Below are 25,586 nucleotides of genomic sequence, written 5' to 3'. Positions count from 1 at the left end.
CCAAAAGAGCATTAAAGCGCGGGTAATTTACCTGCGCTTTGATGCTTTTGCTACTTTATTATAGGCCAGAGAAATATCTATCCAATAATTAAAATCTTTTGCAGCTTGCATAGCTTCGGGACTGATGAGTACATAGCCCTTCATCACCCGCTTGCCGAGCACCATTAGCTCCACGCCATTCTTTTCGCACTCGTCCTCATACGTTTCCAACCCTATACGGCACAATATTTCGGTATTGCGTACGCAAATGCACAGCTTATCGTTCACCATAAAACAGATCCCGCCAAACATTCTTTTCTCTGCTACTTCTGGTAAATCTTCAAGCGCTTCGCGCACACGGTTCAATAGCTGTTCATTTACTGGCATGGCTAAACATTTACTTTAAGATATCGTAATAATAACAGTAAAACACTAAGTTTACATTAAAAGAGAACAATATTAAATAATAAGTACAAATTATATATTTGTTTATCTGCCACCACTTATGGATACTATTCTCCTGAACGATATTGAAGCTTTGCGGGCTATTATTGAGGAATCGCCAATGCCGATTGGTCTTTTCGCGGGCCGCGAAATGCGTATTAAGGTAGCCAATAAAGCCATACAGCAAGCCTGGGGAAAAGATGAAAGTGTAATAGGTAAAACCTTCCATGATGCTATACCCGAACTAAACGACCAGCCATTTGATAAACTACTGGATGACGTGTACACCACCGGCATTGCCTACCATGCTACCGAAGACCGTGTGGATATTATTGTGAACGGCCGTTTACAGATCTTCTATTTTAACTTTACTTACAAGCCATTAAAAGATAAAGAAGGTAATGTATGGGGTGTACTGAACACCGCTACCGATGTTACCGAACTGGTGGTTGCCCGCAAACAGCGCGAAGAAGCCGAGGAGCGTTTACGCATGGCCATTGAATCGGCCGAATTGGGTACTTGGGCTATTGATGCCACCACGCATGAAACCTTCCCGTCCGACCGTACCAAGGAACTATTTGGCTTGAATTGCGATGAGGAAATGGGTTTGGATACTTCATTAAGCCTTATCGACGAGAAATACCGCGACTACGTAGCCACTACCATTGAAACCGCTTTTGAAAAAGGCGGCAGTTACGATCTTGAATACCCCATACATGATGCCAAAACACAACGCGAACGCTGGGTACGTACCACCGGGAAGTTATATACCGACGAGAATGGCAAACCGCTCAATTTTTCGGGCATTATAATGGATATTACCGAGCGCAAGCATAACGATATGCGCAAGAATGATTTTATTGCCATGGTGAGCCACGAGTTGAAAACGCCGCTTACCTCCATCAAATCATATATACAGCTGCTCATCAACAAAATACCTAAAGGCAACGATGAGTTTTTGAACAGTGCCCTGGTAAAGGCCGACCGCCAGATAGTGAAGATGACCAAAATGATCCACGGATTTTTGGATATGTCGAAACTGGAAAGCGGCAAGATCACCCTATCCCGTGAGGAATTTAACCTGTGTGACTTGCTGAATGAAATTGTGGCCGATGTACGCTTTTATACCTATACCCATTTTTTTGAGATATACCGGCAGGATAACGCCATAGTATATGCCGACCGCAACAAAATTGGCCAGGTAATAGATAACTTTTTGAGTAACGCCATCAAATACTCACCCCGCGAAACCGTGATAGATATCAACTGCATTGTAATTGATAACAATGTACAGATCTCGGTGGCCGACAAGGGCATCGGTGTAAAACCTAAAGACCAGGCCAAGGTTTTCGATAAGTTTTACCGGGTTGATAACGATATTATTAAAACCGTGGCCGGCTTTGGTATCGGCCTGTACCTTGCCGGCGAGATAATTCACCTGCACAACGGTAAAATATGGGTAAAGAGCGAAGAATGTGAAGGCGCTACCTTTTACTTCAGCATCCCTCTTGCCTGAAACAACCTTAGGTTGTAGTATATTCCCCACCCTTAAGTTTCATTAACACCTGCATTTGGCCGCGTTAAAAACACGTGCTAATTGCGCTATAACACGCTGTTAATGTTTTGCTTATATCTCCAACTTTGATTCGTTATACACCGGGAAATAACAGTTCAATTATACACGAAAGCCGAAAAGTGTTTTCAGAGTAGGCACCAACTTATTGTAACCTCAATTATCATGTCAAATGCTTCAATTCGTTACGTGATATGGCAGTCGGGCCACCGGCGCCACCACGGGGGCACGCTGGTAGATATTATTCCGCCGCCACCGCCCGAAAGTCACCCTTCAAACAACGGCACGTTCACCGCTATCGGTTTTTCTATGCTTGAGCATAACGGGCTTAACTATTCGTTCGCGTTCCTATCAGTAAACGGCGCTGCCGATGGTAACCATTTATATACCGATCCGGGGGCTTTTTCGGTTCCGGTAGGCGCCAGTGATGTTAACGCCCTTGCCGTATATATACTACCGGGCGGTGGTGGAGGCGGCGGTCCGGCTTTGCTCATTGATGCCTTTAATGTGGATACCAACCAGTTTTCTGACAGTGATTTTGTAACCGTACTGATGAATGGCGTAGTAAACAACGCGGTTACCTTAGCTGCCAATAATGATGGCGTGGTTTCAACAACTACCCTTAAAACCATCCGTTCGCTGCCAAGTGTTGATGGTGTACCGTTCTTTGAATGGAAAAAGATAGGCGGCCCTGCATCTACCAATATTGATTATGTAACTCAGATAAAAGAAGGCGGTATAGCCTTTGCCTTTTATAAGCAAACCAACGATGGCTCGCAACCCAACATTGGCAGGCTTGATGACCTTGCAAAAGAGTTTGTAAGAATAATAGGCGGCGTAGCTGTTGATGGCGGCGGGTTTATTATCACCTATGAGAACGGCCACCTGGTACTGAAACGCGTACCACCATGGGATCCGGGTATTAAAACTTTGCTTAAAGCCAACGCGGCGTTATTAAAATCGCTGCAGCAGGTAGTTGCCGGTATTGAGCAAAATGTTAAGATAAGCGCCAATCAGCTTAAGCAAAAATAAGCACAGCGCAAATACAGGCCACCCAAAGCGGTATTACCACACGGCCAGGTCACGGGTTCCCCTCAAAAGGAACCCGTTTTTGCTGTACGGGTTTTTACCACGTACAAAATTATAAACGCTACGATGGGGCTTGTAAACAAGGCAAGTAAAACAGAGCCCCAATAACCGAATACAGTATTGCGACCGTAATTGGCAATGCCGATAATTAATGCTATTGCTATTGCTGCTGCTATGAGTAGTATTTCAGGTATTCCGATTGCCATTTTGTTAAATTTATGTGATAGATGGATTTGTTGTTTTTAGTGTAAGAAAACTATTGAAGCTGCTTACTACAATAAGATACAAACATTTAGCGTATGTTACAGTGATATTGTATAAAATACGATCTGATTTTGGCACAGTTTACAAACGTGCATATAGGCGACACCCTTATTTTTCTGTGAACTGATATCATTTTTATATGCTGTAATTGTAAAAAAACAGCCTTACTTTTACTACTACTAAAGCGTACTATGGAAAAGATCACTATTGAGCAACTAAAAAACATTGAGTTACTAAAGCAGATACCTGATAATCAACTACAATGGCTTTTAGAAGCTTGTACTCATGCTGAATACGAAGCCGGCGAAAGGCTGTTCAACGCCAACGACCTCATGAACCGTACCTTTATAATTATTAAAGGCCGTTTCCGGATCTGTATACTGCAAAACGGTAAGCTGCGCGAGGTTGCCGATATTGGCGAAGGAGCGATTACCGGTCACCTGCCGTTTTCGCGTGGCACCGTAGCACCCGGTTATGGCGAGTGTACCCGGTCAATAGTTTGTTTGGAGTGCTCAGCCGAAAAGATAAAGGAGATGACCACCCTCCATTACGAACTTACCGAAGCCATGGTACACGTAATGACCACCCGCGTACGAGAGTACACTTCCATGATGCAGCAAAACGAAAAGATGGTGGCATTGGGTAAGCTTTCCGCAGGTTTGGCGCACGAACTAAACAATCCCGCCGCTGCCATTGCCCGCGACGCGTCGTCGTTAAAAGAACAGTTGCGCAGGCTACCTTTGGTATTTAAAAAGATAGCTGCCATTAAAATGAACGCTACCGAAATTGCCCCGGTAAACCTGAAGATTGCCGAGATATTGAGCCGCCCGGAACGTGAAGATATTACGATGATGGAACGATCGGCCCGTGAGGATGATATTACCGATTGGCTGGCCGACCATGATATTAACGACTATGAAGTAGCGGGCACGCTTGCCGATTTTGATTTTACCCTTACCGATCTTGACGATTTGAGGGAACAGGTTTCGGTAGCCTGCCTTGCCCCTGTGCTGGCCTGGATAAACAATAACCTGCTTACCGATAAAATTGTGACCGACATACAGGAGTCATCGCGGCGGATCTCTGAACTGGTGGGTTCGGTAAAGAACTTTACCCACATGGATCAATCAACCGATAAGCAGTTCGTTAACATACACATGGGTATCAAAAACACCCTCAAAATGCTGGAGTATAAACTGCGCAAGGCCAATATTGAATTTGTAAAGGAGTTTGATTTTGAACTGCCCGAAGCAAAGGTATACCCCGGCGCGTTGAACCAGGTATGGACCAATATTATTGATAACGCCATTGATGCCATGGAGCCAAACGGCAGCGGCATTTTAAGAATTTCGACCGCCAAGGATGGCAATTTTATAAAAATCAGGATAATTGATAACGGTCCGGGTATACCCGATGATATTAAAACACGTATTTTTGACCCGTTCTTTTCAACCAAAGAAATGGGCAAAGGCACCGGCCTGGGCCTCGATGTTGTAACGCGTATAATACGCCAGCACAACGGCACGGTAAAAGTAAATTCGGTGCCCGGCAATACCGAATTTGAGGTGTGCATCCCTATTGATAACGACTAAACATTCATCTGACCAAAAAACACTCTTTACAATCACACATGAATCAACCTATTATATTTTTAATTGACGATGATCCGCAAGTGTTGCGCGCTATAAACCGCGACTTACGCAGCCACTACCGGCAGGATTATAAAATTTTAAGTACCACATCGGCCAATGAAGCCTTAAGCGGTCTGCTTGAGCTAAAAAACAAAGGCGAAGAGGTAGCACTTTTTATTTCAGACCAACGCATGCCCGAAATGCAGGGTGTGGATTTCCTGGTAAAGGCTATTGAATTTTACCCGGATGCCAAACGCGTATTGCTTACCGCGTACTCTGATACCGATGCCGCCATTAAAGCAATCAACGATGTTAAGCTCGATTATTATTTAACCAAACCATGGGATCCGCCAGAGGAAAAACTATACCCGGTAATTGACGATCTGCTTGACGACTGGCAGGGCAGCTATAAGCCTAACTTTAAGGGCATTAAGGTAGTTGGCTACCAATTCTCACCAAAATCGCACGATATTAAGGAGTTTTTAACCGGCAACCTGGTGCCTTACCAATGGCTTGATGTAAGCGGCGAAGAAGGCACCAAACTTTGCAAGCTCAATCATTTGGAAACTAAAGATTTCCCGGTGATCATTTTTGAGGAAGGCGATATTGTAAAATGCCCCGATATTATCGATGTGGCATCAAAAATAGGCCTTAACCCTAAGGTGAAGAACAATGTATATGATGTAGCCATAGTAGGCGCTGGTCCGGCCGGATTGGCGGCATCTGTATACGGCGCATCTGAAGGATTAAAAACCTTATTGATTGAACGCCATGCACCGGGCGGGCAGGCTGGTACCAGTTCGCGTATCGAAAACTATCTTGGTTTCCCAAGCGGTTTAAGCGGTGCAGATCTTACCCGCAGGGCAATTACGCAGGCTACCCGTTTTGGTACTGAATTTTTATCGCCCCAAACAGTAAAGGAGATAAAACTAAAAGACGGCTACAAGAGCATCGTACTAACTGACGATACCGAAATAAATGTAAAAGCCATTATTATTACAACCGGTGTTGATTACCGCAAACTGGAAACTAAAGGCATTAACGATTTTACCGGCGCGGGCATTTACTATGGCGCGGCCAGCACAGAGGCGGCATCATGCAGGGATAAATACGTATACATAGTAGGCGGCGGTAACTCTGCCGGTCAGGCGGCTATGTACCTGTCTAAATTTGCAAAAAAGGTATGTATTTTGGTGCGGAAGGAAGATCTGTCTTCAACCATGTCGTCATACCTTATTGATCAGATCAATGGCGTGCCCAGCATTTGCGTGATGGGTAAAAGCGAAATTATTGAGGCTAAGGGCAAGGATAAGCTGAAGCAACTGGTAATTCAAAACATTGAAACCAAAGAAACCGAAACAGTTGATGCCGATGCCCTGTATATATTTATAGGTGCAAAACCTTATACCGATTGGCTGGGCAACCAAATTATTAAAGACGATAAGGGCTTTGTTGAAACCGGCCGCGATTTGAACCGCCACGATAACTTTGACAAGTTATGGAAGCAAAACCGCGACCCTTACCTGTTGGAAACCAGTTGCCCCGGTATTTTTGCCGCCGGCGATGTACGTGCCGGGGCCATGAACCGTGTGGCATCTGCCGTAGGCGAAGGCTCAATGGCCATTAGTTTTGTACATAAATATTTAGCAGAAGTATAATATACCACCTATGGAACAAGCTTGCGAACACATACAGGCCATAACCGAAGTAAAACTACCCGACGAACTGGTTTGCGAAGAATGCATTAAGATTAACGGCAGCTGGGTACACCTGCGTACCTGCCAAACCTGCGGCGTTACGCTTTGCTGTGATGATTCGCCCAGGCGACACATGACGGTCCATTATCACGCTACCGATCACCCTGTTATTGCATCGGGACAACCGGGCGAACGCTGGCTGTGGTGCTATCCTGATGAATCGTTCAGCGAGTATTAGGCAATGGAATATATCCGCAAATATCTTGACGGGATTGTGGTACAGTCGGACGATGACTGGGCCTATTTCTCGTCAAGATTGAGCAAAGCGGTATTCCCTAAAAAAACGATCATCCTTCAATCCGGACAAACCGAAAAATACCTGTCTTTTATTGAGCAAGGTATTATACGTTACTTTATCCCTGGGATTGATAAAGAGGTAACCTTCGGCTTTAGTTTCGAGAACGAATTTGAAAGCTGTTACGATTCGTTGCTAACCCAAAGTCCGTCGGTATACTCCACGGAAACCCTTACCAATACCATTCTCTGGCGTATAAGCTATACCGATTTGCAAGATATTTACGCCAATACCCACGCTGGCAACACCATTGGCCGCCTCGCCGCCGAAGACCTTTTTGTAAAGAAAGCCAAACGCGAACTCTCCCTGCTTAACGAACATGCCGCGCAGCGTTATAATAAGTTATTTACCGAAAGGCCTCATCTTATCAAACAAATTCCACTGAAATACATTGCCTCTTACATTGGCATAACACCCCAAGCTTTAAGCCGGATCCGTAAGGCTATTAGTTAACATAGGTTCATTGCAGGGGCGGCGGTAGGCGGGTAAATTTGTTATCTAAAACATCCCGTTATGAAACCACTTATTGTATTGTTAGCCGCTTTTATTATCAGCATAGTCGTTTTATGGTTTTGCGGTCAGCCGGGTGCTTACGCTTTGGCCGGGCGCATAGCTATGGCGGTAATGTTGCTGTTCACGGCATCAGGCCATTTTGCTTTTACCAAAGGCATGGTAATGATGGTACCGCGATTTATACCATTCAAAAAAGCGACGGTATACTTCACCGGCATCGCCGAGATTATACTGGCTATTGGTTTGCTATTTTCAAGGATATATTTGGTTGCCGGATGGGCTATTATAGTGCTGCTTGTTATGATGTTACCGGCCAATATTTACGCCGCCATTAATAAGGTTGATTATCAAAAAGGCACCTATACCGGCAGCGGGATCAATTACTTGTGGTTCCGGGTGCCATTGCAGGTATTTTTTGTTGTGTGGATTTATTTAGCGGCTATCAGATAATTGTATCTATTTTGACGCTGCCAACGTAAAAGCTACTGCTCTTTTATATATTGCAGGGCAATAACAGCGTTTTTTTATCTATTAATTCATTATCTGATTTGCATGAGACCGATTTTTATTCCAAAATATATCCAACAGTATTTAAATAAAAACCATACGCAATCAAATTTTGATGCCATAGCAAGCGCCTATCAAACACTTACTAAAGGCCGTGAGCCGGAGGTGTCTATAGTGATGCCCGCTTATAATGAGGAAGAGAATATTGTGCAAACGCTTTCATCACTATGCCATAACAATACCTCGTTCGCGGTGGAAATTGTGGTAGTGAACAACAACTCGAAAGATAAAACAGAAGAGCTGATCAAAGCCTGCGGCGTTATTTGTGCCGAGCAAACCATACAGGGCATTACCCCTACCCGCAACAAAGGCTTATCAATAGCTAAAGGAAAATACATTTTAAATGCCGATGCCGATACCATTTACCCGAAGGATTGGATAGAGGAAATGATAAAACCATTGGCTACCGATAATAACGCAGCCATTACTTACGGTACATTCTCGTTCATTCCTATTGGCAGCACCGGCAGGTTCACTTATTACTTTTACGAGTGGTTTTCGGAGTTTACCCGCTTTTATAATGCCAAATTTAAAACCGAAGCGGTGAATGTGTACGGCTTTAATTCGGGTTTCCGTAAAGAGCAGGGCTTGCAGGTAGATGGCTTTAACCACCCTGCGGGCACTAACGAAGATGGCTTTTTGGCGTTAAAACTTACCGAAAAAGGCTTTGGCAAGATGCACCGCGTTGGCAAATCAAACGCCATAGTATGGACCACCGACCGCCGCATTCAAATAGACGGCGGCCTGTGGAAAGGTACCTGGAAACGCTTTAAGCGCGTGTTTAATTTGTAGGGTTAACAAAGGCCTCCGGGTGATCGGCCCTGATCTGTTGTTTTACACGCTCCAGTTTTTCGCCCAGTTCTACAACCAGCGCCTGCGGATCGTTAGAGGTACGCATTTCAAGTTCTCTTATAGCATCCTTCATAATATCAACCCCCATATTGCCTACGGTTGATTTCAGCTTGTGCGCTACCTGCCCAACTTCCTGCCATGATCCGGCAGCGGCGGCGGCTTTCATCTTATCAAAATCCTGCGTGGTAATGTCATCAAACATCACAATCATCTTGTTCACAAAACCTTCACTGTTCTTGCCTATGGTTTCAATCATGGTAAGGTCGTAAAGTTTAGGGGTATTCTCTTCCATTTGTGGGGGCGTTATCTGTTCCATTGTGCTGCTCTCGGCTATAGGTTCTGCAACTATTCGGCCATTATTGGCTTCGGGCAGCTTTACACCTTCTTTCTTCAACACTTCAACAATTTTTTCAAATAATTTTTCTTCGGTGTAAGGTTTGGTAACGCAATCATTCATACCGGCATCCATGTAATATTGGCTATCGCCTTTTAAAGCATTGGCTGTTACGGCTATTATAGGCACATTGCTGTGCTGGTGTTCGGGCAGGTTTCTTATTTTACGGGTGGCGGTAATTCCGTCCATTTCGGGCATCTGTATATCCATCAAAATAACGTCGTACTTATTTTGTTTCACTTTTTCCACAGCCTGGGCACCATTATCCACTACATCAACCTCGCAGCCCCATGATTCGAGCAGGTTTTTCGCCAAAAACTGGTTCAGTTCCACATCTTCGGCCAGCAACATTTTTTTGTTGCGCAACTGGTCGATATCAATCACCTGTTCGGGGCGGTTATCCGATAAGGCCAAGCCTTTTTTATAGGTAAGGCTGAACATAAATTCGGTACCCTCACCCAGCTGGCTGTTCACCTTCAGGTGCCCGCCCTGCATTTCAACCAGGCTTTTACATATCGATAAGCCAAGCCCGGTACCGCCGTACTTGCGTGTAATATGCGATGAACCCTGCATAAAGGGTTCAAATATTACCGGTAGCCTGTCTTCGCTGATACCAATACCGGTATCTTTCACCGAAAACTCCAGCAATACCTTATTATTGGCATTATACAATAACGCGGCCGATATGGTGATACCTCCCTTATGCGTAAACTTAATGGCGTTATTAATGAGGTTCGATAGTATTTGCGCGAAGCGGTACTGATCGCCGATAACGGTAAACTCTTCGGGCAGGCGGTTGTTCAATACCAGGTCAAGTCCTTTTTCTCTCGACTTATACTGGAACAGCTGCATAGTGCGGCTTATTTTATTACTGATATTGAACGGACGGCTCTCCAGTTCCATTTTACCGGAGCCTATCTTTTCAATATCCAATATATCATTCACAATAACCAGCAGGTTATTTACCGACTCGGAAATCATTCGGGTATAACTCCGTTGCTGATCGTCAAGCTCGGTTTTAATGAGCAGGTTGTTGAGGCCGAGTATGCCGTTCATCGGCGTGCGGATCTCGTGGCTCATATTGGCCAAAAAGATCTCTTTGGCACGGGCCGCGCTTTCGGTACTTACCTTGGCAACGCGCAGTTCCTTTTCAATTTTTATCCGATCAGTAATATCATGTGAAAAACCGATGATGTATGGTGCCGAGTTTGGTTCTTCAACCACGTAGCTTTGGTAAAACAGGTAAACCACATCGCGCCCGTTCTTATGGATGGCCCTTAAAATACCACGGCCGTTGCCATTGGCGGCCAGCTTATCCATATACTCTTGCTGCACCTTTTTACGGTCGTATACGGGCAGCAGGTCTTTTATATTGGCATTAACCACATCCTCTTCGTTATAACCAAGCGTGCTGGTTATAGCCGGGTTAATGGATAGCAGCTTGCCATCCATATCGTGCGTATAAATTAAGGCGGGGCTAAAGTTGTACAGGTCGCGATAACGCTTCTCGCTGATCTTTACCTGTTCTTCAACCCGCTTCATGTCGGTAATATCCAGTCCGTAACCAATAACCAGTTTCACCTCGTTATTTTCATCGAGCACGGGGTACATATTGCGCAGCTTGTACTGCACGGAGCCATCGGCCCTTATAATTTTTTCTTCCCAGGTACGGATCTTTTTGCTTTGCAGCACCTCGTTAAAGTAAGCGCGGCGTTCGTGGGCTACACTTAGCGGCCTGTTGGCGTACTGGCAATAGTCTTCATCCTTTTTGCCTATCATCAGTTCCCTCAAAACGGGATCTTTAATGGCGGTAGGGTTTATAAAAAGGTAATGGTGCTCGGTATCGAATAATACAATATCGGCAGGCACCTCATTTAAAATATCTTCGTAAAAAATGGCGCTGCCTTTTACCTTGCCATCGTTTTTATTGGCTAATGATAAATTATGCGGTTCGCCCTCTTCCATGGTATTGCCTGCAAACAAAAATTGTTCGGTACCGGCAAGGTATTCCAGCTGCCCGCGCAGGTGTATATTGGGGTTATTAACCGGCGATATGGTGATGGATTTCCCGGTTAACTCGGTTAAAAGCTGGATATTAACCGTACTGTAGCCTGCTATAATAAAGAAGCTGGAAAACAGCCCGCCGGGGTTGTGGGTTATTACATTATCAACAGATTTTCCGCACCCATCAATCCTTATATTTTTATTTATAAGGATGAAATATGGAAAGAGCCTGTTAAACTGCTCGTTATCAAATATAAAGTGCGAAACATTCATTTATAATGTATATTCTTCAAAAAAACTTTCTAATTTTAAATTGAAATAATAATAACGAATATCCTTAATCGATACAGTATTCATTTCATTCAACTAATTATTTTGTATTAATTGCTAACATATATACTCTATTTTACGTATCAATGTTACAAGTATTAGCACAAATAGTTATTTAACTTTTAAGCAACACTTTAGTTAAAACTCAAGCAAAAATTTAAACTTACCCTATGGGCTTCACAAATACCAATCAAACCAAAATTTTGATAGTTGAGGATGATCCTTACATGCAAATCATTCTTAAAGAATTTTTAAGCTCAACTTACGAAATAGAAATATGCTCAACCGGTATGGATGCCCTGGCATTTTTGCAAAACGGCAACATCCCTGATCTTATACTATCTGACTACAACACACCGCAACTTACCGGGTTAGACTTAATTGATCAGATTAAAGTTAGCGATTTTTTCAGCACTATCCCAATAATAATACTATCGGGCGAGGAAAGTTCAGAGAAACGCATCAGGTGCCTTGATAGCGGTGCCGACGACTTTATTGTAAAGCCCTTTAACCCGGCAGAGCTTGCTGCCCGTATAAGGGTTGTTTTAAGAAGAATTGGCAGATCTATATAACACATTATAATGGCTGATAACAGCGCAACAAGTACGCAAATTATAGCATTGGTAAATTGTGATGACACTGTAGCCGATGTTTTTTACAGTTCAAACCTTGAACACCGCGAGATCATTCGTTTCACCAACGGTATGGACCTCGTATCGCGATGGACGGATCAAAACATTAACATTGTAGCCATTATTTCGCAAAGCGAGATCATGGCCCCGGCCGGTGTGCCTTTGCTGGAAACCCTTAAGAAAAAAGGACTTGATAAAGTGCCTTTCTTTTTAATTGTTACCCACCTGAGCGCCAACCTGCGCAAACTGGCTTTAGGTGCCGGTGTGGTTGATGCCTTCAGGCTGCCCTTTAAACAGGAAGCAATTGAAAAGCGCGTTAATTTTTTAATTAATAACTGGAACGGTATTAAGGGCAACCTTACTGCCAAAACCCCGGCTATTAAGAAAACCCCGCTGGGTAAACGTGTTTTCGACGTATTCTTTGCTGGCATGGCGCTGCTTTGCCTGTCGCCATTTTTGCTGATCGTTTACATCGCCATTAAGCTTGAATCAAGGGGCCCTGCTTTTTACTACTCTTTGAGGGTAGGTACAGGCTATAGCGTGTTTAAGTTTTACAAGTTCAGGTCGATGTATGTGAACTCCGATCAGCGTATTAAAGATCTTAAACACCTTAACCAGTATGCTATTGACGCGGCCGGTAAAAACGTAGAAACCGAAGCCGAAGATAACACCAGCTTTTTATGTACAGAATGTACCGCTTATGGCAAATGCCAATATCCGCTGCATGCCGATACCGTTACCTGGTGTGAGAAACAGTACATCGACTCTAAAAAATCGGGCGCTGATTCTGCATTCTTTAAGATCAAGAACGACCCGCGTATTACCAAAGTGGGCGATTTTATACGCAATACAAGTATTGATGAATTGCCGCAACTATGGAACGTTATTATTGGCGACATGAGCATTGTAGGTAACAGACCCCTACCGCTTTACGAAGCCGAGAAACTAACTACCGATAAATACGCGCTGCGCTTTGCCGCACCGGCAGGTATAACCGGCCTGTGGCAGGTAGAAAAACGTGGTAAAGGAGAAATGAGCGAAGACGAGCGTTTAATGCTTGATAACGTTTACGCCCAAAACCACAGCCTGTGGAACGATATGAGGGTTATCCTTAAAACGGTTCCGGCACTGTTCCAGAAAGAGAACGTTTAATAATTTATTAAGATTTTATATTGACGGGTAAGGGCTTATGCTCTTACCCATTCTTTTGCCTCAAAGTCGTACTTTTTGATCACCCGGGCAGGGTTGCCCACCGCTACCGAGTAAGGCGGAATATCTTTGGTAACCACCGCTCCGGCAGCTACAACGCTGTGCCTGCCAATAGTTACCCCCGCTGTAATTACCGAGTTTGCCGCTATCCAACAGTCATCTTCAACCGTAATTGGCGCTGTAAGTATTTTTTGCTGGTGAATTGCCTGGTTAACATCGCGGTACTCATGGTTTAAGCCGCTGGCCACTATATTTTGCGCGAAGATGACGTTGTTGCCAATGTTTACCGGCCCTATGATCACGTTGCTCATACCTATAAGTGTATTATCGCCGATGATGACGTCACCTACCCCGTTGTTGATGGTGCAAAAATCTTCAATGGTTGAGCCTGCGCCTAACTGAAAATTATTAAAGGGCAATACATCCATACGGGTACGCCAGCGCACTTTTGAGCCTTTGCCGCGCTTATGCAAAAACGGGTTTACAAACCACTTTACCCATAGCCTTGGCCGTGCTTCGCCGCTTGGTATCAGCATCCAATGCACCAGCTTTTTGAGGCCGGGGTTATTCTTTATTTTATCTTTAACCGACATAGATCTTTTTCAGGTTGTAATTACTGCCTTTTTGCTTTCTCCCAAATTGCGCTTTGCTTGCCTGCCGAATAACGGAATATCCCACGGATCACCGCGTAATTCATCATGCAGAAATAGTAAGGTATAAAAAATATCTTCACCTTCATTTCACGCGACTCAAAGTACCAGCCCAGCAACGACATACCATAAAAGCCCAGCTGACAGATAAGCATAAACCAGTAAAAGCAGCAGCCCGCGCAGGTAGCCACAATAAGGATATTCAACAACAGGGCCAGTATCATCAGGAAGGGTACTACCGTCCACCTTAACACGCGGTGGCTTATGTACTGAAAGCTTAACACAAAATTGCGGAAGGGATTGAGCAAAGGCTTTAACCTTAATATAGATTGTATGCCGCCTGCCGCAATGCGAATTTTACGTTTCAACTCTTCCTTCACATTTTGCGATGCCGTTTCGGTAGCGTAAGCATCCGGCTCGTATACTACCCGATAACCGTCAATAGTTACCAATAATGATATCATAAAGTCATCCAAAATAGTATCGGGCTGCACCGGCACATACAGTTCCCTGCGGATACTGAACAACTCGCCAGCCGCGCCCACTACCGAATATAATTCAGAATCCCAGGTTTTCAGCTTCGATTCGTATTTCCAGTAAAAGCCTTCGCCCGCTGTGGCATCGGCGGTTTCATCAATGTGTACACGCTTTTCTCCGGCTACGGCACCTACCTTTTTATCGGCATAATGACGGCAAATATTTACTATGGCATCGGTATTTAAAAAAGTATTGGCATCGGTAAATACCACTACTTCGCTGTCAACCTCCGTCATGGCGCGGTGCACGGCGGCAATTTTACCGCTGCGGGCATCGCTGTGCATCAGTTTAACCTGTGTAAATGTACTTACTATTGCCGCGGTATTATCGGTAGAGCCATCGGTAACAAACAACAATTTCAGTTTACCTTCGGGGTAGTTAAGCGCGAGGCTGTTCTGTATCTTTTCGGCAATAAAACGTTCTTCGTTGTAAGCGGCAACTACCAGTGTACAGGTAGGCAGGTTAACCGCGTCGGGTATTACAGGCTTACCCGAAATTGCCCTTTTAATTTTAACCAGTATAAAAAGCACCAAGCCATAACCGGCAAAGGCATAAAAAACAATGAACAGGCTTAACCAGAATGCTATTATCATATATTATTTTATAGGGTAACCTAAGTAAGTACTATTTCTTTTTTGAGTGATATTCCACCATAGGGCCTTAAATAGCCACTTTGTAAATTCTGGGTGACCAATTTTTATATATTTAATAATATTACGCGGCATAACCAGCAATATAAAATAAATATAAAAGAACCAACGCTGTACAAATGAAGCGTTCCTTCGGATGAAGAGGATGCGGTTGCGGGTCATAAAAAACTCTTTAAGTGCACTTACCCTACCTACTGATACCGACTCTTTATGATAAATAAGCACATTGGTAACCAGCCAAATGGTGTAACCTGCCTTTTTGATACGTGCGCACCAATCCAGCTCTTCAAAGTACAGGAAAAAGAAATCGGCCATGAGGCCTGCCTTTTCAATGCACTCGCGCTTGATCATCATGGCCGCGCCATGTGCAAAGCCCGTTGGGCCCGTAAGGTTATCGTATTGGCCTTTATCAACTTCAAACTGCCCTATTGAGCTGTTGCGGGCGGTGTAGTAGTTCATTTCGGTAAAACCCATGTACTGCAAGGTATCCGGCTGATCGAAATAGCGGATCTTGGGCGATACCATGCCTACTTCGGGATGCGCATCCAATACATCAACCAAGCCCTGGATAAGATTAGGGGTAAATTCGGTATCGTTATTTACCAGGAACAGGTAATCGCCGGTAGCTACCTCAATACCTATATTATTGCCGCCGGCAAAACCTAAGTTTTTGTCTGATCGTATAAACTTAATATCGGGGTATTTGGTTGTCCATTCAGGTACGCTGTTTACAGCGCTGCCGTTGTCAACGACAATTATTTCGAGGTTGGTATAGGTGTTAGTTGCAGCTATGGATGCCAAAAGCTCCTCGGTAACCAAACTTTGATTGAAATTTACAGTTATTATGGATACTCGCTTCATTAAAATATATCAATGCTCATTTATACGGCTGCGCTAATGTTTTGTTGAAATTATTAATTAAAATTGACCAACTAAATAATATTTACAAACAATACCTCCCCATGCCCAACACTGACGACAAGGAATTAGCCATAAACAAAAAGCTTGATGAGCTTATTGAACTGCTGGCTGAAACCAATATCGATAGTGAAAAAGCCAAAGGCTTGCAGGCGAAGGTAAACAAGGCCATCGAAAAATCGAGCACCAGCAATGTGGGCATCGAGGCCTTTGCCAACCTGGATGTGGACAATACCTCCCGCGCCGATCTGCTCGACGAGTTTAGCATCCTGCTATCATCGCACCAGATTGACAGCAACGTGAGTAAAAGCTATATCCGTACCGAAAAAAGCGCTAACTGGGTATTAATGGCGATCAGTATTGTGTTGATCACATTGGGTTTTGCCATGATAGTGATGCCAGCCCCGCCATCGTTTGAGATATTTACCGTGTTCTACTTTACCCAAAACGATGGCGTTACCGTGATGGACCTGGTATCGTTACTGGTGGTATTGTGCGGGGTGTATTTGCTGATAAAATCGTTCCATAAATTCCCGATCAATAAAAGAACAAATGACTGAGCCCACACGGAACAAGATTTTATTGATTGATGATAATAGTTTGTTTTTGAACATACTGGTGCAGGCTTTTGCCAAAACCGGGATAATATGTATTACGGCGGGTTCGGCGAAAGAAGCCATCAACCTGCTGCAAACCAACCGGCCGGATATTATCCTGTCCGACTATGAGATGCCCGGCATGAACGGCATTGAGCTGCGTAAGTACCTAATGAAAAACAAAATACTAAAGGACATTCCTTTTGTATTTTTAACCTCATTGACTGATAAAGACCTGCTTCTGCAAGGCCTCGACCTTGAAGCTATCGATTATATAATTAAGGATACGCCCGTAAATGTTATTATAAGTAAGCTCAGTAACATTTTACTGGCCGTAAACAAACAGCGCGAGCTATCAACCGCCGAAGTAACCAACGCGGCAAAATCGCTCAACGTAAAATCTATCCCGGCCAAAACACCTGCGGTAAATGGCTTTGGTATTGATTTTTGGCACCGGCCTTATCATGATATTCCGGGTGGTGATTTTATTGATTTTATACCGGTGAACGAGCGCTATACCTTCATAGCCCTTGGCGATGTGATGGGTAAAAAATGGATGGCCTGGTATTTTACTTTTGGCTTTTTAAGCTATATACGGTCGGCAGTGAGGTTTGCTACTTTTAATGCCGATTACTCCACCGCGAGTATATTGAGCAAGGTGAACCATATTATTTGCCTGGATGATATTTTGCAGGATATCCTGTCAAGCCTTTCGTTATTACTGATAGATACCGAAAAACAGGTGATCACCTACTCGGGCGCAGGCGATTTGCCGCTATTGCATTACGATGCAAAAACCGCAGAATTACGCCAGGTACAATCATCGGGTTTGCTGCTTGGCTTATTTGCCGAAGGTGAATACACTGAACAGGAAATTAAGTTAGCCCCCAACGACCAATTATTTATTTTTACTGACGGGATGATCGACTTTGCCGGTAACAAAGGCAAAAAAAGCGATTATAACCTCTTTGCCAACACCATTACTAACCAGCTTAATACCAACGTTAATTTTGAACAGATGAAGGCCACGCTGTTTGATACGCTTGCCGATGCACAGGTTGACGATTGCAGTATTATTAATATTTATAAAAACTGAAATGATAAACACAATTAAAGAACAAAATGGCTACCTTATTGTTGATTTGAACGTAAGCGAAGCCAGCTTAAACAATTCTGATCTGTTTAAACGCGAACTGATTGCCCTGTTGGATGAAAAACAGAAGAAAGTGGTGATTGACATGAGCAAGGTAGAATACATGGACAGCTCTTTTTTAGGCGCCCTGGTATCTTCTTTAAAACATGCCATCGCGCTAAAGTCAGATATTGTTTTGATAGGCTTGAGAAAGGATATTTCAGATCTTTTCGCGCTGATACGTTTAGATAAAGTTTTTAAGATTTACAAAGATTTTAACGAAGTGCCTACCGCCTGAACCACATCTGCCTATGCAATACTTATACAGTTATAAGGATTTTGTTTTTTTGAATGCAAGGCCAGCGCTAACCCCATCGTTACGGCAGGCGCTTGATCATATAAAAAGCATATTGCCGGGCTACCCCGATCTGGAAGAAATTCAATTCAAAGCCAAATCAATAATTACCGAACTGCTTACCAACGGCTTTAAACATGCCGGTACCGAAACTGTGCACATTATTGTAAGCGTTGAGGATGATACACTCATTATTAAACGTACCGAATACGGCAATCCCTTCCCGCTGCCGTGGCTAAACGAACCGCTTCATACCAAAAAATGCATCAGTTATGATGTAATGCACTTTTTATACGCCGTTAACGAGCCGGGCAACCGTGTACGTTTTTTGGTAGAAGACAGTGCCGAGGAAGAGCCGGACATTAATGATATTACCGAACATTTCGGCCTGCTCATCATCACCAAATGTGCCGACGAATTTATTTACCACTTTGACGAAGCCACCAAAGAGAATCACTTTATTGTAAAGGTGAATCTATAATAGCCACCTGTTTCAATTACGCCGGGTGCTTATCTATATGATCCATCACGGCGCTATCCTTCATTTCATCAAACTTACGGGCGAATAGCTTTCCGCTGGCTTCTAATACCGCGGCATCTTCCATAGTCAGGGTTTTAGGGCTCACTCCCCCACCCGACCAGTCGATGTACCGCAGATCATCGGTTACCATGCGGGCTTTGTAGTCGGCATTATTATATAGTATGGTTTGAAATATAAACTCATCGGGCGCCCAGGTAAGCTTCATAAAGCGGCGCAGGGCGGGGTGCTTATCCCAGTAATCTAAAACAAAAGCCACGCACTCGCCCGATATGGTGAACCATTGCGAACGGCCAACCAGTACCAATCCGTTAGGTAATTTGCGTTGCGGCATCAATTTATTAATAGCCTTTTGTATCATAAACTTCCCCGGAAACTGGTAATTATTAAGATGATACTCCTGTACACGCGGCAGGGCTTCCATCCAATGGGTTTCGGCTACCAGCGCGTTCATGTAGGCCTTGCCGGGATTGTCTGCCAAAAACTGATGTATAACATCAGCGGGTTTTAGCGGATAATCTTGCCCGCTGAGCAAATTTACATAACCATATTGCCTGCCCGAACGTATAATTTGCTGAAAGCCGTTAATGGTTGCTTGCACAATATTGAATGATCCCCAGTATACTTTCACCCTGTCTTTTACAAAAAAAACGTTAGGCAATTTGGCCAGGTGCTCAAAGGGCTGCATCTCCGTTTTAGCATCAAGGTGAATATACACATCGGCATCAGAGTGCGCCAGGCGACTGATGAGCCTTTTTAACTGGCCGGGCTGGTTATGTACAAGTATGAGGTGGGCAATGTTCATATTATTATAGATAGCGCTTTTAAACGGATTTACTGTTTACTTTGGGTTTAAATATTACTTTTACCCGGGGCAATTTTAATTATAAAATCATCAATGAAAGAAAGGTTTGAGGTATTAGATATTTTTAGGGGACTATTTTCGAGCCTCGTGGTTTTCTTCCACATGAGCGCTTTTTCGGCCACCCCAATTATCAATAACAACTTTGTTTACAACGCCGATCTTTTTGTCGATTTCTTTTTTGTGCTTAGCGGCTTTGTAATTGCTTACAGCTACCAGTTCATTAGTACGGGCGAACAGTTAGGTAAGTTTTACAAAAAGCGTTTCTTCAGGCTGTATCCGCTACATTTTATCGTATTGATATTATTTGTAGCGGTAGAATTGTTAAAACATTCGGCATCGGGTTACGTGCATGTAAACAAACTCGATAACGCCAGCAACAACGTAACCACCTTTTTCACCAGCCTGTTCTTAGTAAACTCGGTACAATTACCCGGCGTGCACGATGTAAGCTGGAACATAGCCAGTTGGTCTATCAGTGCCGAAATGATCGCTTACCTGGTGTTCGGTCTATCGGTAACGTTTATCAACCGCAACAAGCTAACCGCCAACCGTAATTATGTTTATGGCCTTGTTGTGCTGGTGGCTTTTGCTTTGCTGTTTTACTTTACAGGTGGTTTTGAACTTACCTATACATTCAACTTTGGCTTTTTGCGTGGCATTGCAGGCTTTTTTGCCGGGGTGCTTTGTTTTAACACTTACAACAGCAGTAAGGTATGGCTAAAGGCGCTATCGAACTCGTTATTCAGCTTTTTAGAGATAGCCGCGCTGGCCGTTACCTTTGTATTTGTAGGCTATGGCCATTACTTTAAGCAGTATGGTTTTATCTACGAGATCTTGTTTTTCTTCACCATACTCATCTTTGCTTTAGAAAAAGGCTGGCTGTCGTCGGTACTAAAGAAATCGAAACTACTGCACGAAACCGGCAAACTTTCGTACTCTATTTACATGATCCACACACTTGTTTTAAGCCTGTTCAACGTGGTGTTCATTAGGGTGCTAAAACTACCGCCATCAGCTTACAGCTATTTATTCGTTATCAATTACCTCATCATCTTCTTCCTTTCGCGGTGGACGTTCAAGCACATCGAAATGCGCTTCAACCTATCTAACAAACGCGAGGGCAAAAGAACCTGGTGGCTTTGGTAATTGATTAAGCCGGGTTCTTCTTCCGCATTTTATCGCGCATTTGCGCAATGTACATTTTGGCTTCGCTGATACCGAGCGTAAACACACTCGGGAAACTAAAATAATGGTAACGCTTTAGCGCGTTGTAACCTATGGTTACCCCTATAAATGTTGGCACTATGGTGGCCAATGCTATACCATAAATATTATGGAACACCAGCACGCCCACAATATCAAATATGATATTGCCTGCAAGCATTACCAGCACCTTGTAAAAGTTGATATTCGGTTTATGAATAACATCCAGCGTAAGCGCGAAAAACCTATCCGCAGGGAACAATAAAGCGAAGGTCATCAACAGGCGGAATACGTTTGCTGCTTCGGTACCTACATATTTGCCGCCGCCCATCAGGTAAATGGGCACATCGGCCAGTATTACGGCTACTACAGCGGCCGGGGTGAGTATTACGGTTAACAAGCCGATATACTTCTTCATGATATAGATCACCTCGCTGCGGCTGTTTTGATTATAGGCCGCGGCCAATGAAGGCATCCCTGTTGCCGCGAAACTGCGAAGTGGAATCTCTACCAATTGCATTAAACTTTGCCCCAAGTTATAAATAGCCAAAGCGCTTGGTCCAAGCATGGCATTAATAATTGTGGTATCAGAATAGCGGAACATATTTGAACTCAGGGTAGTACCCACACTCATTTTACCGAAATGAAAGATCTCGCTGATGGTAGCCTTAGCACGGAATTTGAATGCGCCGAACCTCGTCCAGCCCTTAAATATGGTATATAAACTGGTAACCGTATGCGATAATAGAAAGGCGTACACCACCGTAACAAGGCTGGCTTTACCCATAATGATAAGCGTGAGCACAAAGATGATATAGCTACCCTGATTTACCAGCCTAACGTACAAAAGCCTGTCGAACCGCTGATCGCCCTGTAATACGCAGGTAGCCACAAACCATGGCAGTGACAATATATAAGTCAGGCCGAAATATTTAAAGAACATCACGTAGCCAACATCCGCCACAAAACCAAGAAAGAACAGCATCGGCAGGTTTAGCAAAATCAGCGTGAGCGTAATACCCAATGCGATAAACCAGGTAGAGCCAATGATTTCGGTAGCGCGCTCTTTTGAAGTACCCGAGTAAAATTTAATAAAAGCCGTAGTTAAAAATCCCGACCGGAAGGTATCAACAAACAGTATCGTCCCCTGGAATAAACCCCATATACCCATTTCTTTAAGCGTAAGCGCACGGTACATGATAGCCAGTGTAAGCATGCCCAATCCCGACATAATGATATTGCCCGAGAGGGATAAAAAATGCTTATTCTTGATCAGGGCCAGTATTTTTGATAGCATAAGGGTGTGTAACTTTTGATCGGTGTATTGGTAAAACAGTAGCTAATTAAATATAAATTATCGGATATTAGCCTAAATAAATAACAATGCAGGCTTTTAGTTAAAAAACACAGCATTTGTAAATCTTATACGGCATGTTTACCGTAAAAGATTGCTGCAAGTAAACTAAAACAATCTTTATACAAAAAATCAATGAGCCAGGATCTGCACTTTGACAATGTTACTTTACTGGTTACCCATTACAACCGCAGCCGGTCGTTAGAGCGGTTACTGACCACTTTTAGCGAGCAGGGTTTCGTATTTGGCGACATCGTAGTATCTGACGATGGCAGCAAGCCCGAGCACCTGGAACGGCTTATAGAACTGCAAAAGGAACTGAACTACAGGCTTATTACTACCCCAAAAAACAAAGGCCTCGGCAACAACATCAACAAAGGGCAGGATGCGGTGCAAACACCATATACCCTGTACGTGCAGGAAGATTTTGAACCCAAACCCGCCTTTGCCACACACTTTAAAGATGCGCTGGCATTTTTTGAGGCCGATAAAACTTTAGACATAGCACGCTTTTACGCTTATTTTAAATACCCTTATACCAAAACTTACGGCAAAGGCTTTTCGGAAATGAAATTTTCGGCATCGCCATTGCAAAATAACCACCTTAAGTTTTATGTATACAGTGATCACCCGCATTTAAGGCGCAGTACTTTCCCACAAAAATTCGGGCGTTATCCCGAAGGCATCAAGGGCGATATTACCGAGTACCGCATGGCCTTATCCTTTATTCAAAATAAAGGCAGGGGCTTGTTCTTTGATAACTTCAACGACCTGTTCTATCAAAAAAACTCGTCGGACGAGCCAAGCACCATGGGTCGGGCATCATGGCGCGAAAGCAAAAACGTGTTTGCCTTAGCCGCCCGCGCGGTATATCTCCAGTTTAAATTACTAAGGTGGACGTACGACGCCCTGTTTAAAAAACTCTAAAATTCCATCATCAGCAGGCTACCACCCTGCCCAATAGCTTAATTATGTTTAGTACCATTACTTTGCTTGTAACCCATTATAACCGCAGCCAATCATTACAAAGGCTGTTGCAGGCATTTGCTAATCAAAATATCAACTTTGGCGATATCGTAGTGTCCGACGATGGCAGCAAGCCCGAACACGTGAATAAGCTGAAGGAGCTATCAACCACTTATAATTTCAGGCTCATCACCGCGCCAAAAAACGGCGGACTGGGCAACAATATCAATAAAGGGCAGGATGCGGTTACCACGCCTTATACCCTATATGTTCAGGAAGATTTTGACCCGTTTCCGGGATATGCCGAGCATTTGCAGGATGCCCTGGATATTATGGTCGAGCGTGCCGATATTGACCTGGTTCGCTTTTATGCTTACTTCAGGTATCCTTATTTGAAACCGTTCCGCAAGGGATTTTCGGAGATGATGTTTAAGATCTGGTACGCCGGTTACCGCAAGTTCCATGTATACAGCGATCACCCTCATTTGCGCCGTACCAGCTTTTTCCAAAAGTTTGGTCGCTACGCCGAAGGTTTAAAAGGCGACCGTACTGAGTTTTTAATGGCGATTTCCTTTTTAAAACACAAAGGAAAGGCGATGTTCTACGAGGATTACAAAGGCCTCTTTGACCAGGTAAACTCTGCCGACGAACCAACCACCATGACCCGCAGCGATTTCAGGCAAACATCAAATCCTGTAATATCTTTCGTACGCATGATCTACCGTAACGTAAAGCATAATTACGATTTGTTTACTTTTAAATCGCATAAGAAATAAGCTGTCTTGTAAATAGGAGGAACGAAGTAATCTCGTCGCTTTTTACGCATTCTATATAAATCACGTCATTGCGAGGAACGAAGCAAGCTCTACTTAGGCTGTGCTTGTGCTGTGATTAATGTCAGTCTGCTCATTGCCGCAGGGGCTATTACTTTTGAGGGCAAAAGTAACAAAACCCTTGTCCAGCAAAAGGCTTCTTTGCCGCACAAGGCGTTTCCCTGCAAAACGGACAGAACTTGGGCTGGAACTTTTGCCCCGTCGCTCATTCACTCCCCACATGCAACAAGTTCACTATGCCCGCCTTTCCGCTCCTATCCTCCACAGTTCTGCCCGCTTTCGGCCGAAGCTGTTTGCTGACGGTGAACGAGACTTACTCTCCCCCCTACGAAGCAACCGCAGGTTTCGCTTTAGCGCTAACAGATTTTCCAAGGCGTATAAAATACTTCTCGAAGTAAGTGTAGCTGTAAAAGCTAAGTACAAGGGTGATAGCGATGGTAAGCGCGATGTGTATAATGGGGTTAGCGGATAAATAGTCAGCCGCGGCAAAACGGATGAGTCCGTATATTATAGGGTGGATCAGGTAAACCGAAAAACTGATTTCGCCGAGTGTACGCAGAATAGTTTTTATAAAACCGGGCAAAAAGTCGAAATCGCATTTATAAAACAAAAAACACAGCGCAATTACATAGCCACTTAGTATTAACCGGTTAAAGCCGGTCACCAATTGTACAGGTTCGCCGGTAACGGGGTAAAATGTAATGAGCGAGCACAAAAACACGATACCTAAAACAGCAGGCCAGCCAAATTTTTTCATGTTACGTTCAATAGCTCCCAGGCCTATACCCGCCGCGAAGTAAAACATCTGGCCAAGCGGGTTCACATATTCGGCCCATTGCTTGCCCAGGTATACGTTAGGATCGAGCACCTTAAAGGTAAAGTAGATCAGAATCAGGAACGACAACGCTACAAAGCCCCAAAACAAACCTTTCTTAAACTTAGCCATCCATATTAAGAACGGGAAAAGGATGTAAAAGAACAATTCATCCCCTATCGACCATGCGCCATTAGCGATAAACGTTTCGGGCTTTATAGCGCCGGGTATTATAGTGATATTGGCTATTATCTTTTTTAACGACAGCATTTGCGGATAAACTATTACCAGCGTTAATGCGGTAGCCATCCACAACAGTGGCACAATCCTGAAGAAGCGCTTAATATAAAACTCAACCAGTACCGGTTTGCTAAATACAAAACCACGAATGTGTACCATATAAAGGGTTAATCCACTTAAAACATAAAAGATAGCTACCCCATATATCTTAATTTTTGCCAGCACGCTTGATGCATCGGCCTCGCCGTAAGTGAAAAGGTGCATGTGGTAAATCATTATACCGAATGCAGCCAGGCCACGAAGGTAGTCGAGTGAATCGATCCGGTTAATTGCCGGGGTAGTATTGTTAGTCATAGAATGAATCAAAATTACGCTAAAAGAAATTATTAACTATATCAACAG

26 protein-coding genes are annotated in these 25,586 nt (G+C 43.8%); 17 read left to right on the top strand and 9 right to left on the bottom strand.

Features of this window, described 5'->3' with window-relative positions:
• Positions 1–27: 27 nt before the first annotated feature.
• Positions 28–366: a TfoX/Sxy family protein gene (locus AC07NA_RS05985; RefSeq protein WP_494896513.1), complete on the bottom strand. Its 339-nt coding sequence runs from the start codon at positions 364–366 to the stop codon at positions 28–30.
• Between the two features lie 118 nt (positions 367–484).
• On the opposite strand from AC07NA_RS05985, the gene AC07NA_RS05980 reads away from it, so the two are divergent.
• Both AC07NA_RS05980 and AC07NA_RS05975 read left to right on the top strand, forming a co-directional pair.
• Positions 485–1,939 (top strand): PAS domain-containing sensor histidine kinase, encoded by a 1,455-nt coding sequence (locus AC07NA_RS05980; RefSeq protein WP_494896511.1) that lies wholly within the window; start codon positions 485–487, stop codon positions 1,937–1,939.
• Positions 1,940–2,161: 222 nt separating this feature from the next.
• Complete coding sequence (locus AC07NA_RS05975; RefSeq protein ID WP_494896509.1) at positions 2,162–3,028, top strand: hypothetical protein; 867 nt, start codon at positions 2,162–2,164, stop codon at positions 3,026–3,028.
• Between the two features lie 62 nt (positions 3,029–3,090).
• Here the strand turns inward: AC07NA_RS05975 and AC07NA_RS05970 are convergent, their stop codons facing one another.
• A complete protein-coding gene (locus AC07NA_RS05970; RefSeq protein WP_494896507.1) occupies positions 3,091–3,291 on the bottom strand; it encodes a hypothetical protein in 201 nt (66 codons plus the stop codon).
• A 249-nt stretch (positions 3,292–3,540) separates the two neighbouring features.
• Here AC07NA_RS05970 and AC07NA_RS05965 point away from each other — a divergent pair, with 249 nt between their 5' ends.
• The 6 genes from AC07NA_RS05965 to AC07NA_RS05940 all read left to right on the top strand — a co-directional run bounded on the left by AC07NA_RS05965 (position 3,541) and on the right by AC07NA_RS05940 (position 8,904).
• Positions 3,541–4,941, top strand: a complete 1,401-nt coding sequence (locus tag AC07NA_RS05965; RefSeq protein ID WP_345210170.1) for a sensor histidine kinase — start codon at positions 3,541–3,543, stop codon at positions 4,939–4,941.
• A 38-nt stretch (positions 4,942–4,979) separates the two neighbouring features.
• A complete protein-coding gene (locus AC07NA_RS05960; protein ID WP_345210171.1) occupies positions 4,980–6,638 on the top strand; it encodes an FAD-dependent oxidoreductase in 1,659 nt (552 codons plus the stop codon).
• A 10-nt stretch (positions 6,639–6,648) separates the two neighbouring features.
• Entirely contained in the window at positions 6,649–6,915 is a 267-nt protein-coding gene (locus AC07NA_RS05955) for a UBP-type zinc finger domain-containing protein (RefSeq protein ID WP_494896504.1), read from the top strand.
• A 3-nt stretch (positions 6,916–6,918) separates the two neighbouring features.
• The gene (locus tag AC07NA_RS05950; protein ID WP_494896503.1) at positions 6,919–7,485 is read left to right on the top strand and encodes a Crp/Fnr family transcriptional regulator; all 567 of its coding nucleotides are present in this window, start codon (positions 6,919–6,921) and stop codon (positions 7,483–7,485) included.
• Positions 7,486–7,545: 60 nt separating this feature from the next.
• A complete protein-coding gene (locus tag AC07NA_RS05945; RefSeq protein WP_494896502.1) occupies positions 7,546–7,995 on the top strand; it encodes a DoxX family protein in 450 nt (149 codons plus the stop codon).
• Between the two features lie 102 nt (positions 7,996–8,097).
• Positions 8,098–8,904: a glycosyltransferase family 2 protein gene (locus AC07NA_RS05940; RefSeq protein ID WP_494896501.1), complete on the top strand. Its 807-nt coding sequence runs from the start codon at positions 8,098–8,100 to the stop codon at positions 8,902–8,904.
• On the opposite strand, the gene AC07NA_RS05935 is transcribed toward AC07NA_RS05940, so the two are convergent.
• Complete coding sequence (locus AC07NA_RS05935; RefSeq protein ID WP_494896499.1) at positions 8,894–11,635, bottom strand: hybrid sensor histidine kinase/response regulator; 2,742 nt, start codon at positions 11,633–11,635, stop codon at positions 8,894–8,896. The two genes, AC07NA_RS05940 and AC07NA_RS05935, sit on opposite strands and share 11 nt — an antisense overlap.
• 227 nt (positions 11,636–11,862) lie before the next feature.
• On the opposite strand from AC07NA_RS05935, the gene AC07NA_RS05930 reads away from it, so the two are divergent.
• Complete coding sequence (locus tag AC07NA_RS05930) at positions 11,863–12,264, top strand: response regulator transcription factor (RefSeq protein WP_345210177.1); 402 nt, start codon at positions 11,863–11,865, stop codon at positions 12,262–12,264.
• Between the two features lie 9 nt (positions 12,265–12,273).
• The gene (locus tag AC07NA_RS05925) at positions 12,274–13,476 is read left to right on the top strand and encodes a sugar transferase (protein ID WP_345210178.1); all 1,203 of its coding nucleotides are present in this window, start codon (positions 12,274–12,276) and stop codon (positions 13,474–13,476) included.
• Between the two features lie 35 nt (positions 13,477–13,511).
• Here the strand turns inward: AC07NA_RS05925 and AC07NA_RS05920 are convergent, their stop codons facing one another.
• The 3 genes from AC07NA_RS05920 to AC07NA_RS05910 are packed head-to-tail and all read right to left on the bottom strand — an operon-like array spanning position 13,512 to position 16,231.
• Positions 13,512–14,126 carry an acyltransferase gene (locus AC07NA_RS05920; RefSeq protein ID WP_494896496.1) on the bottom strand — a complete coding sequence of 205 codons (615 nt, stop codon included), beginning with the start codon at positions 14,124–14,126 and terminating at the stop codon, positions 13,512–13,514.
• 20 nt (positions 14,127–14,146) lie between these two features.
• The gene (locus AC07NA_RS05915) at positions 14,147–15,313 is read right to left on the bottom strand and encodes a glycosyltransferase family 2 protein (RefSeq protein WP_494896494.1); all 1,167 of its coding nucleotides are present in this window, start codon (positions 15,311–15,313) and stop codon (positions 14,147–14,149) included.
• Between the two features lie 3 nt (positions 15,314–15,316).
• Positions 15,317–16,231 carry a glycosyltransferase family 2 protein gene (locus AC07NA_RS05910; RefSeq protein ID WP_494896492.1) on the bottom strand — a complete coding sequence of 305 codons (915 nt, stop codon included), beginning with the start codon at positions 16,229–16,231 and terminating at the stop codon, positions 15,317–15,319.
• Between the two features lie 101 nt (positions 16,232–16,332).
• Between AC07NA_RS05910 and AC07NA_RS05905 the strand changes: the two genes are divergently transcribed.
• Genes AC07NA_RS05905 through AC07NA_RS05890 form a run of 4 tightly spaced genes read left to right on the top strand, consistent with a single transcriptional unit; the run spans position 16,333 to position 18,852 of the window.
• Complete coding sequence (locus AC07NA_RS05905) at positions 16,333–16,848, top strand: hypothetical protein (protein ID WP_345210182.1); 516 nt, start codon at positions 16,333–16,335, stop codon at positions 16,846–16,848.
• Positions 16,841–17,980, top strand: a complete 1,140-nt coding sequence (locus AC07NA_RS05900; RefSeq protein ID WP_494896490.1) for a SpoIIE family protein phosphatase — start codon at positions 16,841–16,843, stop codon at positions 17,978–17,980. The genes AC07NA_RS05905 and AC07NA_RS05900 overlap by 8 nt, the downstream gene beginning before the upstream one ends.
• Before the next feature lies 1 nt (position 17,981).
• Positions 17,982–18,314: an STAS domain-containing protein gene (locus tag AC07NA_RS05895; protein ID WP_494896488.1), complete on the top strand. Its 333-nt coding sequence runs from the start codon at positions 17,982–17,984 to the stop codon at positions 18,312–18,314.
• Positions 18,315–18,327: 13 nt separating this feature from the next.
• Entirely contained in the window at positions 18,328–18,852 is a 525-nt protein-coding gene (locus AC07NA_RS05890) for an ATP-binding protein (RefSeq protein WP_494896486.1), read from the top strand.
• Positions 18,853–18,868: 16 nt separating this feature from the next.
• On the opposite strand, the gene AC07NA_RS05885 is transcribed toward AC07NA_RS05890, so the two are convergent.
• On the bottom strand, positions 18,869–19,714 hold the full coding sequence (locus AC07NA_RS05885; protein ID WP_494896484.1) for a beta-1,6-N-acetylglucosaminyltransferase: 846 nt from the start codon (positions 19,712–19,714) through the stop codon (positions 18,869–18,871).
• Between the two features lie 93 nt (positions 19,715–19,807).
• On the opposite strand from AC07NA_RS05885, the gene AC07NA_RS05880 reads away from it, so the two are divergent.
• Complete coding sequence (locus AC07NA_RS05880) at positions 19,808–20,920, top strand: acyltransferase family protein (RefSeq protein WP_494896482.1); 1,113 nt, start codon at positions 19,808–19,810, stop codon at positions 20,918–20,920.
• A 4-nt stretch (positions 20,921–20,924) separates the two neighbouring features.
• On the opposite strand, the gene AC07NA_RS05875 is transcribed toward AC07NA_RS05880, so the two are convergent.
• Positions 20,925–22,274 (bottom strand): oligosaccharide flippase family protein, encoded by a 1,350-nt coding sequence (locus AC07NA_RS05875; RefSeq protein ID WP_345210189.1) that lies wholly within the window; start codon positions 22,272–22,274, stop codon positions 20,925–20,927.
• Positions 22,275–22,466: 192 nt separating this feature from the next.
• On the opposite strand from AC07NA_RS05875, the gene AC07NA_RS05870 reads away from it, so the two are divergent.
• A complete protein-coding gene (locus AC07NA_RS05870; protein WP_494896480.1) occupies positions 22,467–23,258 on the top strand; it encodes a glycosyltransferase in 792 nt (263 codons plus the stop codon).
• Positions 23,259–23,302: 44 nt separating this feature from the next.
• Entirely contained in the window at positions 23,303–24,073 is a 771-nt protein-coding gene (locus tag AC07NA_RS05865) for a glycosyltransferase family 2 protein (RefSeq protein ID WP_494896478.1), read from the top strand.
• A gap of 382 nt (positions 24,074–24,455) precedes the next feature.
• Here AC07NA_RS05865 and AC07NA_RS05860 read toward each other — a convergent pair whose 3' ends face one another.
• Positions 24,456–25,538: an acyltransferase family protein gene (locus tag AC07NA_RS05860; protein ID WP_494896476.1), complete on the bottom strand. Its 1,083-nt coding sequence runs from the start codon at positions 25,536–25,538 to the stop codon at positions 24,456–24,458.
• Positions 25,539–25,586 lie beyond the last annotated feature (48 nt).

This window comes from Mucilaginibacter sp. GW821-FHT07G05 (assembly GCF_059418565.1).
This window is presented reverse-complemented; position numbering and strand designations above follow the sequence as displayed.